The sequence below is a fragment of the Crocosphaera sp. XPORK-15E genome (assembly GCF_034931425.1).
Taxonomy (GTDB): Bacteria; Cyanobacteriota; Cyanobacteriia; order Cyanobacteriales; family Microcystaceae; genus UHCC-0190.
This window is the reverse complement of record NZ_JAYGHQ010000007.1, coordinates 130,643-143,032: the sequence shown is the minus strand read 5'-3', so window position 1 is coordinate 143,032 and position 12,390 is coordinate 130,643. Positions and strand designations below refer to the sequence as shown.

The window sequence follows — 12,390 nt, the reverse complement described above, 5'->3', positions numbered from 1 at the left end:
TTTGCCGAATGGGGTTTATTGAATGACCCCAAACCCAGTTAAAGCCAGTTAAAGCTAGAATACCCCTAAGATAGCGTTTTCGGACGCGATCCCCAGGGACAAAAACGACATTAAAGGTGTGAGGAAAGCTGTGTCAGTTAAAAAAAGCCATCCTAAAAATCTCTCCCCAAAAAAATCCCCTACCAAAAAGAAACCCAAGGGTGTGAGTTGGATGTTACTGGGTTTAGGGTTAACAAGCGTTTCTTTCGCTTCAGCAGCGACGGGGGCATTTTTGGCCGTTTCTTTGTCAGCAACCCCCCTTAAACAAGGTTCCCTGACAGCAGAAGAAGCAAAAGTCTTTAGTAAAGATGATGCGATCGCCTATAAAAGTTTACGTCTTCCTGAATTAAATCGTCCGGTTAATGTATTAGTATTGGGGACAAAAGTTTTAACTTCAGATCTTGAAGAAAAAGTCACAGAAGATGTGGGTTATCATGCCTTAGTTAACTCCTTTAAAGGGTTATCTGATACCATGCTTCTCCTCAGATTTGATCCCCTTGACAAAAAGCTAACAGTATTATCAATTCCTAGAGATACTCAAGCTACAATTAATGAAAAAATCAAGAAAATTAATGAAGCCAACTATGACGGTGGCCCCGCATTAACGGCAGAAGTAGTTAGCGAATTATTAGAAGGAGTTCCCATTGATCGTTATGTTAGAGTCAATGTCCAAGCAGTTGAGAAAGTAATTGATGCTTTGGGAGGGGTCAAAGTTTATGTTCCCAAAGATATGAAATATAAGGATGATAGTCAACATCTTTATATTGATCTTAAGCAAGGAGAACAACATTTAGATGGGACAAAATCTGTTGAATTTTTACGTTTTCGTTACGATCAATATGGGGATATTGGACGAGTGCAACGGCAACAAATGTTTATGAGGGCTTTAGTTGAACAGGCATTAAAACCCCAAACTTTATTAAAAATGCCTGAGATTTTTTCAATTATTAGTGCTTATATTGACACCAATTTAAGCGTCGAGGAATTAGTCGCTTTATCCGGTTTTGCTTCTCAAACAAAACGATCTAATGTGCAAATGTTGATGCTTCCCGGCCAATTTAGTGGAGATGGTAGACACGAAATTAGTTATTGGTTGCCTAACCATAATCAAATTCAAAATATGGTAGCTACCTATTTTGATCAAGGCCAAGTTAATATAGAGCTTGAAGAAACGGATGCCACTCGTTTAAGAATTGCCATTCAAAACAGCACAGAAGATCCAGAAGTAGCTCGTAATATGGTTCGTTATTTACGAGAGGCTGGTTATCGCCGGATATTTATTAGCGATCAATGGTCAGAACCTGTGCAAACTACCCGCATTTTAGCACAAAATGGTGATGATTTAGGTGCAGCAAATTTACGGGCCGATTTAGGTATGGGTGAAGTATTAGTAGAAAGTACCGGAAATTTAGCTTCTGATATTACTATTGTTTTAGGGAAAGACTGGCAGCAAAAATATCCTAGTTCTTCGGTTCCCTTTAAGGAAACTTCGAGAAGGACTCGCTATTAATGGGGAAAATTAGGGAAAAATAACTTAACGGCCCCTGTCCCAATAGCTAAAACAAAGCCCACAACAACCGAACGATTAATAAATTCTTGAGTGTCTAAGCGTTTGCCAATTCCCTCTACTTTAGCATCTAATGTTTTGACATCTCCTGTTAAAGAAATTACGTCTTTTTCAAGGTGATCAAATTTTTCATTAAGGGTTCCAAATTTCGCTTCAAATTTTTCGTCAAGCTTATCTAGTTTAGTTTCAAATTTGTTTTCAAACTGCTCAAATTTAGTTTCAAATTTGTTTTCAAGCTGCTCAAATTTTGCCTCAAATTTGTTTTCAAGCTGCTCAAATTTTGCCTCAAATTTGTCATCAAGCTTATCTAATTTACTGTTAATTTGTCCTAAAATTTCTTCTAGAGAGTAAGTGACGGTTATCGGAGTTTGACTCATGATATGACATTCCTATTTAGGTATAAAATTTGTCTGATTTTAGGAACAAGCCTGATTATAAACTTTTTCCTTAGCCTTGACTGATGTAAAAAAGTCTACAATTGGACGGGGATAATTAACCCCAATAATTACATTATAGCGTTTTTGTTCTTCTGGGGATAGTCGCCAAGGTTCATGAATTTTATCTCCTGGAATGGCTTTTAATTCTGGCAACCAATGTTTTAAATAGTCACCTTTAGGATCATAATCTTTTGATTGTTTGGTAATATTAAAATAGCGAAATCCTCTGGCATCATTACCTACTCCTGCCGTATAATTCCAGTTACCATAATTACTACAAACATCATAATCAATTAATAATGACTCAAACCATTCTGCCCCCATTATCCAATTAATTCCTAAGTTTTTCGTCAAGAAACTAGCAACATTTTGTCTACCTCTGTTTGACATAAATCCTGTGGCGGACAATTCTCTCATATTAGCATCAACTAAAGGATAACCAGTCTTTCCTTCTTGCCATAATCTAAATCTTTCTGAGTCTTCTTTCCAAGGTATTTCTAATCCCTGTAACCCTGATTTATAAAAAATTTTATTACCATGTTTGGCACAAATAAACCTGAAATAATCACGCCAAAGTAATTCAAAAATGAGCCAATAAGTTGAATCGTTTTTAACTCTTTCTTCTTCATATTTTTGTACTTCTTCATAAATATAACGAGGGGAAAGACAACCATTTGCTAACCAAGGAGATAATTTAGAAGAATAGTCTATCCCTAACATTCCATTTCTGGTTTCTTTGTAATTTTTAAGACAGTTATTATCCCAAAAATAGTTATTTAAGCGTTTAATACCTTCAGTTTCTCCTCCTTTAAAATTCAAGACAATTCTGGTATCAAATATAGTTTCTCTTAATCCTAATTCCTCAAAACTTGGAATTTTACCTAAATCTATTTCAGGTAATTTTGGTAATTTTTGGGGTGTAGGAAAGGTAGGATTTACGGTAGAATATTTTTCAACTTTTTTACGAAAATTGGTAAAGAGTTCAGGAATTTGATCAACTTTAAATGGTAAATTATCCCAATGATATAAAGTTGACCCCCAAAACCCTTGAAACTTAACCCCAAGACTTGATAATTTTTGCTGCAAAGCTTTTTCTATTTTGATTTCTTCTGCGGTAACTTCTTGATGAAAATAAACAGTATCAATAGATAATTCTTTCACTAATTGCGGGATTATGTTTTCAGGATACCCTTTTCTAATAATTAGATTACTACCAATTTTGTGTAGAGATTGTTTTAAATTGTCAATACTTTCCATTAAAAAATTACCTCGAAAATTGCCAGTTTTGGAAAAGCCAAAAGAAGTATTTTGAAATTGTCTAGTATCAAAACAATAAAAGGGAATAATTAAGGCTTTTTCTTGAATTGCTTGGCTTAAGGCTTCATGATCGTGAATTCGTAAATCATTACGATACCAAATTAAAATAGTTTTGTTAGACATAATAAAAGTTATAAGGTATTTTTTGCAATTGAGGATAGGATTTGACAGTGGGTAAAATACATTATATAATAATCTTATACTAAATATTTTAAATGATTTTCAACATTGCTTACGAATGAATTTGTTATTAAATACTTGGTTAAAATGCAAACAGCAACAATGAATAATCAAAAGTGGTCAAAACAACAATGGGATGATCATCAAACAATGGTTTATAGTCGTGATTTTGAAAATTTGTGTGATAGCATTTCTTAAGACTTTTTACACTACAACAACCTCCCCCAAAAGAATGAAAATACTTTCATCTGTTATGGGGAGGTGACAAATTAAATTCTCTTGTTTGAATAGAAATAGCTCGAATCTCGCCTAGTCTGAGGAGTGCTATTATGCTTTATCGACCCCTAAAACTAATGATTATTGCCGCTACGGTTTTGGTCTGGATGCGACTTCTAGTCGGCACAGTAGAAGTGTTTAATGATCCAAATCAAAGCTTTATGGATCATCAAACCATTGCCAGCCAAAACACCCAAATTAGGTAGTATATTCGGCGTTAATCTTAACATAATCGTAGCTTAAATCACAACCCCAAGCGATGCCAGTTCCCGAACCATTGCCAATACAAACTGATATCAATACTGTATCTTCTTTGAGGTAAGCACCGGCCGCCGCTTGTTTCATATAATTACTAGCAGCTTGTCGATCAAAAGGCAGGGGTTGACCATTTTCCATCATAATAAAATCCCCCAATTTAATCTGGAGATCTTCTTGATGAAAGGTAACACCGGCCCGGCCTGCGGCCCCGGCAATTCTTCCCCAGTTGGGATCACGACCAAAAATGGCTGATTTTACCAAAGATGAACCCGCGATCGTCTTAGCAATGCGTCGCGCTGCCTCATCATCAGGGGCCCCCGATACTTGCACTTCCACTAAACAGGTTGCCCCCTCCCCGTCTCTGGCGATCGCCTTAGCCAAATATTGACAGACTGTAGTTAACATCGCCTGTAATTTTTGAGCATTTTTACTGCCCATATCCGTAATAGCCGCCGTGCGAGATTGACCATTAGCCAAAGCAATTAAACTATCATTGGTACTGGTATCCCCATCTACCGTAATTTGGTTAAAGCTTTGGTTAGCCGCTTGGGTTAACATTTGTTGCCACAAGACTGTAGAAACCGCCGCATCGCAGGTGACAAAGGATAACATGGTAGCCATATTAGGGTGAATCATGCCTGACCCCTTAGCAATGCCCCCAATGCGGACAGGACGGTCATCCATCATGGTTTCTAAGGCGATGGATTTGGGGACTAAATCTGTGGTTATAATAGCTTTAGCAGCCGCTGCGCCCCCATCTTCTGAGAGACGTTCTACTAACTGGGGAATACCAGCCTTTAAAGCATCCATCTTGATCCGTTGCCCAATCACCCCAGTAGAGGCTAATAGGACAGAGTCTGGGGAGATATTGAGGGTTTGGGCTAAAAATTCGGCACTTTCGACCGCATCCTTCCATCCTTGTTGCCCTGTAGCTGCATTCGCTTGGCCGGCATTACAGAGAATTGCTCTTGCACTAGCTTTTTGTTGCAGACGTTGACGACAATAGTCAACACAAGCGGCCCTTACCTGAGAAGTGGTAAAGACTCCCGCAGCGATCGCATCTATTTCTGAGACAATGAGGGCTAAATCAGGCGATCCTGATGGTTTTAATCCCGCAGCCATTCCTGCTGCTTTAAATCCTTTGGGGGCTGTAATACCGCCTGTAATTTCTTGCCAGTCCGTCATTCTTATTACCTATTGAAGCAAGTGCTATACGTGATTAATTATATCAAGGGTTGACTTATTAAGTTGACAAGTCTGGTGCATTACATTTCATTAACGCACCCTACAAGATCGGCGATATCCCTTAAAACTTTGGTTCAATTTCAGCTTGTTTACAAATAGCATTTGCCGTAATTCTATCTATCGTTCGATGTCTTTTGATAGGAATTGTTTTAATTCCATTCGTATAAATGGAATGATTACCACCTTCCCGTAATAAGTAAAAACCGTTATTTTCAAAATGTTTGACGAGTTCTTGTCGTTTAACGGACATGATTTATATTTCTACAGGAATATGTTCGATTAAAGATTTTCCTAACGGAATGGCTTTATTTTGTTGCCGATAAGCTGCGATCATTTCATGGAGGGCATCTTGAACCGACTGACGACATGATTCAATGGTTTCACCTTCTGAAATAACTTCTGGCCATTCTATCAATTGTCCCATATACCCTGCGCTAATTTTAGTGTAGGCAATAGTAAAGGTTGTCAGCATAATAATCTTCAATTTAATCAATGTCTTTATTTTACCGTCTTCGAGATCGCTTATTCATCAGATACAACACAAGGTTAGAATTTTTGGGTTTCGTTCATCAACCCAACCTACACTCGTCGGTGATGCCGAAGGCACTGCGAAGCAGACCGCACTATTGCCATAAGTAAACTCGAAGATGATTAAAATTAATGGAATCAATCTCTAACTATAGATTAACAAGTTTGATTAATAAATCATAGTCTTCAGGTACAAATTGTTCAGTTCGCTTAAATTGAGAAATTCGCTTACGATTAGAAGATCCTACAATTAAAAGTAATAAAATATTAGTGTCAATTAGGATTCCTTTATTTCGATATCTATTCAAAAGCTTCTGAATATCATCCATTATAATTCTCTGATTTTTATCGATTTAAGATCCCCTGTTTCTGCATCTATTTCAATAACTTTATATTCTCGTTCTGTTGGGTTCAGTAAATTAGCTAAATTAGGAATACCTGTTTCCTTTTTTAGTGAATTTTTCTGCTTATCTATTGGTGAATTAAATAAATGGAAACCCAAGGTAATAAACCAAGATTTTTTGTCTGATGATAGTTCGATTTCTTCTAATCTTATATCATCGATATAGCCAAAAAGGTCGATAATTTGATTCAAATGATTTTTCGCACTACTAACCGCTTGTCTAACATCTATAGTCATTACTTCCTTACCTCCATAATCAACCTAGTATCTTATCATATAAATCAAGAAGCATAAATTAGGTGCGTTACATTTCATTAACGCACCCTACAAGATCGGCGTTGCCGAAGGCACTGCGAAGCAGACCGCACTTATTGTATACTTTTTAAAGTTTCTACAAGTACCTTCGGATTTACTTTCTGGATACTTTTTTAGTCTGTGCTTACCCACCCTATAGCCAGCTTCAATGCTTCCAGCCATACCCAAGGAGAGTAATATTGTCGATATGAGTGCTACAGCTACAAATTCCATAATTTATCAAAATAAATGATACTGATTGTAACTTAGATCTGGTCATAGCTAAGGATTACCGGAAAATGCACTAATAACAAATCGAATCACTGTTCATTAAAACACCCTACAAGATCAGCGATCGCACTTAGATTCGATTATAAGCTTGTAAAAACTCATCTCTAGAAATACCAACTTGGGTACAAATTGCCCTCAAGGTTCCGCTTTTGATGTTTGAATGATTTGGCATGACTAAAGGGGTTTCTGTTCCATCTTTATTGTTACGTCTCATCACAATATGTTCACGTTCACGAATCATTTCAAACCCCAATAACTTAAAGGTTTTAATGACCCTATTTTAGGTGCATCCACGGGAAATTTAGGCATCAGATAGCAACCCCTGCCTCGGCAATGAATACCTCAACGGTTGGGGTATCTTCTAATATTTCTTTGCCGAATACTTCAATATAGCAAGCAATCGCTGATTTTACGTCTGATAAGGCTTCTTCGTAGGTATCTCCTTGGCCAACAATTGCACCAACAACACCTATAGGATAAGCAACATAGCCATCTGGATGCTTTTCAATGACGATTTTAAACTGTTTGATAGATTTTTGATTATTCGGGGAATGGGAGGTCATTGGGGTTTAAATGTTTTTGGTTACAGCAGATACTCTCATATTGCCACTAAATAAATTAATTAAACATGAATTTATGATCGTTGGGTTTCGTTCCTCAACCCAACCTACAAGCTGATTATTTATTATTAGTATTTTATCATATAAATAAATGAATCAATAAGCATAAATTTAGGTGCGTTACATTTCATTAACGCACCCTACAAGATCAGCGATCGTACTCATTTTGTTGATCCAAGGAATGTGAAATATCAGTACGTATACAATATAGGAAAGAACTGACTTCATCAATGGTTTGTCCCAAATGTCGTAGATTGATGCAGGAAAGCCCAGGATTCGATTTTTGACCACTTTTGTCTTTAGAGTATCGAAAGCTCATTGATTTGGGATCAGCTTCACTAAGCTCCTTGATGACATGATCAATCAGCTTAAATTCTTCGGGATCTTCTTCTGGCGACACCTTGTTAACTATGTCTTTAACTAAAAGCCAAAGCTTATCTATTTCATGGTGTTTAGGATGACCAATTTCATTATTTAGAAGTTGATGACCATTATTTATAATATCCTTCAAAAGTAACTCTATGTGTTGCCTATATAGAAAAACAATTGGATAAACTAGAAAATCTCGATCTCTACCAATTTGTTTTTCATTAACCTGAATTACTAGAAAATCTGCTGCCCGCTTGTAACCCTCAATGTATCCGTACGACATATCGTCTTGGAAATTCAATAAGGCATTGTTATGGTAATCTGAATCAGATATAAATAACGGCTCAAATTCTTTACTCAAGTTATAATTCCTCACTATCACGATCAATATCATTGTTTATTATACTGCAATTTACCGTATAGTCAATCTTTAGAGAGTAAAAAGCTGAAGATGTCGGTATATTTTCTGATAATAGGGGGTAGGGTGGGCAAATGAATATTATTAATAATGAGATAACAATAACTAAAGTTTTACCCACCTAAGAAAACTACCTTAAATCAGCGATCGCGCCTCTTGCCATCTGAGCGATCGCCTGATCAGTCGCCCTTGGTAACTGATAATAAGTCCCTCCTGCTGTTTGGGCCAACTCCTTACCAAACCCCGTAGAAACAAATTTTTTCTCTGTATCTATCACCAATAATTTAATACCTAAAGCCCGAATTTTTTTTGCAATATCTAATAGTTCGCCCTTAATATCTGGCTTTTCTCCTTCCGGTGTGGGTTCCCCTAAAGAACGAGATAAAGAAATATTCCCTCGACCATCCGTAATAGCGACGATCACCACCTGACCAATATCCCCCGACATCTTGGCATTCACCCCCACATGAACCGCTTGGGTTAACCCGTGGGCCAAAGGTGAACCACCCCCACAAGGCAAGGTTTCTAAGCGTTTACGGGCTAAAGAAATAGAACGGGTAGGTGGTAACAAAACGTCTGCTTGTTCCCCTCTGAAGGGTATTAAAGCCACCTGGTCGCGGTTTTCATAGGCTTCTGTCAATAAACGCATCACTGCACCCTTAGCGGACTGCATCCGGTTTAAGGCCATTGACCCGGAAGCATCCACCACAAAGACGATTAAAGCCCCTGCTTTGCGTGCTAAACGCTTAGAACGGATGTCACCCTGTTCTACGATAACATTGCGCCCAGGATGCCTTAAACGTCGGGCTTTTTGATAGGGGGCCGCAGCGCGTAAGGTTGCATCAACCGCAATACGTTTGCTTTTGCCTTTGGGTATCATGGGTTTAATGTAGCGTCCCCGATCTTCGGAAAAGATCAGACTACGACTGCCTGACTTACCCTGATTTTGAGCCATTTGGGCAAAATAAAGCACACTGGGGTCTAATATAACCCCTTCTATATCAAAAACGAATTCTTCGGGAATGCCTGGGGGTTCTTCTTCCGGTTCTTCCTTGTCTTCTTCTTCTTCCTTGTCCTCTTGGTCTTGGTTAGACTCATCTTGAGGTTGTTGTGGTGGGGGAGGAGGAGGGGGTTGAGGTGCATCTTCTGGGGGAGGTTGCATCATGGTGGAACGGGGAACTATCACCAGTTCTACCGCCCTTCTCAGGTCGTCTGGGGTGATAATATTGCGTCCATCTAAGGCAGCAGAAGCTTTAGCGACTCTGACGGCGAAAATTTCGGCCCGATGTCCTTCTACCCCTCCTCTGAGTGCTTCTTCGACTAAATATTGAATCTGATCGGTGGTAATATTGACTTCTTTTAACCATTCTCTGGCTAATATAATTTGAGTCTTAATATCGTCTATTTCGTCGTTATATTGACTCAGAAATGCTTGAGGAGAGTTAGCATAGTCAATAGCTTGGTTAACTGCGTTTACCCGTTGATCGAGGGCTAATACACCATCCGCAGAAAGGGCGATCGCAATGCGGTCTAATAAATGCCGTCTTAATGGCCCTTCTTCGGGGTTATAAGTAGCAATTAAAATAGGTTTGCAAGGATGTTGAAAACTGATCCCTTCCCGTTCTATTTGGTTGCGTCCATCGGTCAAAACGCTTAACAGTTGGTTGGAAATTTGCTCATCTAATAAGTTTACTTCATCTACATATAATACGCCTCGATTTGCTTGTGCTAACAACCCCGGTTGAAAAATAGCCTCTCCCTGTTTAACCGACTCCTCTACATCTACTGATCCTAATAGTCTATCTTCTGTAACGCCGATGGGAACTTGTATGAAGGGGGCCGGGACTATTTCTGTAGGGATGTCTTCAAGGGAAGTGTTTATGTATTGTTCTTGAGTATTATCGTCCCATTCATTGGGAATGTTGCGATCGCAGTTAAAGGGATTATCTTGTATTCTTTCAATAGGGGGCAAAAGGGCGTGTATTCCCCTTGCAAGCACTGATTTTGCAGTTCCCCGTCTTCCTGCAATCACCACACCCCCTAAACCTGGGTCTACTGCTGCTAATAATAAGGCGAGTTTGATGGCTTCTTGACCAACAACGGCAGTTAGGGGAAAGTTAATGGGGGTGAGGGTAGGGGTAGGCATTCGAGAAAATTTTTAACGATTAATGCCAATGTATCACGAACCATGACCGTAAATACACTACCGTAGGGGTTTAATACCATTAAACCCTTGGTCGATTTCATATAACCTGTTATGACCTGTTATACATATTCAGATTTAAACTATAGCACTAGGGTTTTTATTAGGCGATCGCAGCAACATTGAAAAACTATCTATGATTAGGTTAGATAGTGATATTTAACGCTTCAAATTCCTGTGTTTAGCTGGATGAAGAAAATTTTTTCTGTATCTTGTCCCATTTCGGTGCAAGTTTGCCTCTTAGTTAGAAAGTGGACAATTGTAAAACATATTTAATGGAGAGTTATATCATGTCTTATGATGATGATGATTTATTTTATTTTTACGTATTCAACGTTGAATACGTTGAATACGTTGAATACGTTGAAAATTTAAAACAAGAAGTCACCGAAAATTTAAAACAAGAAGTCACCAAAGACGAAGATGTACTTGCTACGTGCATAGATATAGCGTATCGAATAATCGAAAAACCAACTTTAACTTATATAAACTTTCCTATTCTACAATCAATATTGAAGCTAATAAGCAATAACGTTTCACATATATTAATTGAAATTATGAAAGAATATATTACCATCATTTTCTCACCTCATTTGTTCAAAGAACAACGAAAATATCGAAGGAATTTCACTCAACTTAAACATATAAGTAGGCAATTTTGGGATATATCACCTCGAATTATATCCATATTCAGTGTCTTTTACTTATTCAAAAGACAGAAGATTACCTTTGCATTTTCACGACTATTAACAAAAATAAATCGCCTCAAGAAAGATGACGGAGAAATTAGGCATGACATCCCGCAATATTGGCCATCAAGGAAATATCGAAAAAACCGAATACCTGAACCTAACCAGACAATCAACTGTTTACTTCAAACTCAGTTTTGTATTAGACAAACATTGTCCAACTTTGACACTTTTGATGAGTTTAGTGTATCTAGAATATGCTAACCGTAGAAACCATCTTGACGCAGAAGATGACTTGCTTCTTAGTGCTTTACTGGAACAAATTGATTATTGTATCTTGTCTCGAAAAGAAACAATGAACAAAAAAACAGTATGTCATTATCAAGATCAAGGAGAAAAATTTAGAAGCAAATTGAAACAATTATCTATGATGCAAAAAAAAACTTATGACTTCTCTTGATCTTGATTGTCCCAAAAATAGAATTAAATGCCTCTAGTTAGTAGCTGAGTTAACTAAGAATAAAATGTCAAACCCTGCTACTAACAACAAAGATAATTCTTCTCGTTTTTTCTCCAAAACTGTAACGATTTTTTATATAGTTCAATTATGCAGATACTCTCTAACATTGATTAAAGATAAAGACTCATAATATTCAACTATAATAAAGTCAGGTAAGTATTTTAAAGACTTTAGGAGGATTTTAACCGATGAATGAACCTGTTACCGTTACCTACTCCTTAGAGGAAGTCTTGAAGCGCATTGAAGATAAAATCGACAATAATCAAAAGGAGATCAAACAGGAAATTAAGGACATAAACGCTAAACTAGACAATAATCAAAAAGAGATTAAACAAGAAATTAAGGACGTAAACACAAAACTAGACAAGCTCAATACTATTGAGGTTCAGATCGTAACCCTAACAGAAAAAGTTGAGGGGATAGATAAACGAATGGAAAAGGTAGAAGGAACTCAAAAAAATCAGGTTTGGGCCTTAATTGTTCTTTTGGTTGGTGCTATTGCTACTGCTGGAGCGAGATTATTTTTTACTACTAACCCTTAACGAAGTCCGCAAGTCAGAAGTTAGAACTCAGATTTTATAACCTGTTATAACCTGTTATGTATGCTTGGGTTTCAACTCTAGATGCTCAGGTTTGGGTGTGCGATCGCAACAGTTGTTTTTCCAACCTGTTATAATATGTTATAAATTTGGCGATGTAACCATGAACTTTAATATCTATATCGAATCCGAACTAG

General features: G+C 37.5%; 14 protein-coding genes. 4 read left to right on the top strand and 10 right to left on the bottom strand.

Annotated elements, in window-relative coordinates:
- Positions 1-130 precede the first annotated feature (130 nt).
- Positions 131-1,549, top strand: a complete 1,419-nt coding sequence (locus tag VB691_RS09120; RefSeq protein ID WP_323291172.1) for an LCP family protein — start codon at positions 131-133, stop codon at positions 1,547-1,549.
- Here VB691_RS09120 and VB691_RS09115 read toward each other — a convergent pair.
- Both VB691_RS09115 and VB691_RS09110 read right to left on the bottom strand, forming a co-directional pair.
- Positions 1,546-1,983 carry a Bdr protein gene (locus tag VB691_RS09115; protein ID WP_323291171.1) on the bottom strand — a complete coding sequence of 146 codons (438 nt, stop codon included), beginning with the start codon at positions 1,981-1,983 and terminating at the stop codon, positions 1,546-1,548. The two genes, VB691_RS09120 and VB691_RS09115, sit on opposite strands and share 4 nt — an antisense overlap.
- Positions 1,984-2,022: 39 nt before the next feature.
- Entirely contained in the window at positions 2,023-3,483 is a 1,461-nt protein-coding gene (locus VB691_RS09110; RefSeq protein ID WP_323291170.1) for a DASH family cryptochrome, read from the bottom strand.
- A gap of 386 nt (positions 3,484-3,869) precedes the next feature.
- Here VB691_RS09110 and VB691_RS09105 point away from each other — a divergent pair, with 386 nt between their 5' ends.
- Positions 3,870-4,022 (top strand): hypothetical protein, encoded by a 153-nt coding sequence (locus tag VB691_RS09105; RefSeq protein ID WP_323291169.1) that lies wholly within the window; start codon positions 3,870-3,872, stop codon positions 4,020-4,022.
- On the opposite strand, the gene argJ is transcribed toward VB691_RS09105, so the two are convergent.
- The 8 genes from argJ to bchD all read right to left on the bottom strand — a co-directional run bounded on the left by argJ (position 4,015) and on the right by bchD (position 10,388).
- Positions 4,015-5,259 (bottom strand): bifunctional ornithine acetyltransferase/N-acetylglutamate synthase, encoded by a 1,245-nt coding sequence (argJ, locus tag VB691_RS09100; protein WP_323291168.1) that lies wholly within the window; start codon positions 5,257-5,259, stop codon positions 4,015-4,017. The two genes, VB691_RS09105 and argJ, sit on opposite strands and share 8 nt — an antisense overlap.
- 121 nt (positions 5,260-5,380) lie before the next feature.
- Positions 5,381-5,569, bottom strand: coding sequence for a type II toxin-antitoxin system HicA family toxin (locus tag VB691_RS09095; protein WP_323291167.1), 189 nt, complete (start codon positions 5,567-5,569; stop codon positions 5,381-5,383).
- 3 nt (positions 5,570-5,572) lie between these two features.
- Positions 5,573-5,791 carry a type II toxin-antitoxin system HicB family antitoxin gene (locus tag VB691_RS09090; RefSeq protein WP_323291166.1) on the bottom strand — a complete coding sequence of 73 codons (219 nt, stop codon included), beginning with the start codon at positions 5,789-5,791 and terminating at the stop codon, positions 5,573-5,575.
- Between the two features lie 384 nt (positions 5,792-6,175).
- Positions 6,176-6,487 (bottom strand): hypothetical protein, encoded by a 312-nt coding sequence (locus VB691_RS09085; RefSeq protein WP_323291165.1) that lies wholly within the window; start codon positions 6,485-6,487, stop codon positions 6,176-6,178.
- A 418-nt stretch (positions 6,488-6,905) separates the two neighbouring features.
- A complete protein-coding gene (locus VB691_RS09080; protein WP_323291164.1) occupies positions 6,906-7,076 on the bottom strand; it encodes a type II toxin-antitoxin system HicA family toxin in 171 nt (56 codons plus the stop codon).
- 67 nt (positions 7,077-7,143) lie between these two features.
- Positions 7,144-7,398, bottom strand: coding sequence for a hypothetical protein (locus VB691_RS09075; RefSeq protein WP_323291163.1), 255 nt, complete (start codon positions 7,396-7,398; stop codon positions 7,144-7,146).
- 205 nt (positions 7,399-7,603) lie between these two features.
- A complete protein-coding gene (locus tag VB691_RS09070; protein WP_323291162.1) occupies positions 7,604-8,185 on the bottom strand; it encodes a hypothetical protein in 582 nt (193 codons plus the stop codon).
- Between the two features lie 187 nt (positions 8,186-8,372).
- On the bottom strand, positions 8,373-10,388 hold the full coding sequence (bchD, locus tag VB691_RS09065) for a magnesium chelatase ATPase subunit D (RefSeq protein ID WP_323291161.1): 2,016 nt from the start codon (positions 10,386-10,388) through the stop codon (positions 8,373-8,375).
- An 831-nt stretch (positions 10,389-11,219) separates the two neighbouring features.
- Between bchD and VB691_RS09060 the strand changes: the two genes are divergently transcribed.
- The gene (locus VB691_RS09060) at positions 11,220-11,594 is read left to right on the top strand and encodes a hypothetical protein (RefSeq protein WP_323291160.1); all 375 of its coding nucleotides are present in this window, start codon (positions 11,220-11,222) and stop codon (positions 11,592-11,594) included.
- A 248-nt stretch (positions 11,595-11,842) separates the two neighbouring features.
- The gene (locus VB691_RS09055) at positions 11,843-12,196 is read left to right on the top strand and encodes a hypothetical protein (RefSeq protein WP_323291159.1); all 354 of its coding nucleotides are present in this window, start codon (positions 11,843-11,845) and stop codon (positions 12,194-12,196) included.
- Positions 12,197-12,390 lie beyond the last annotated feature (194 nt).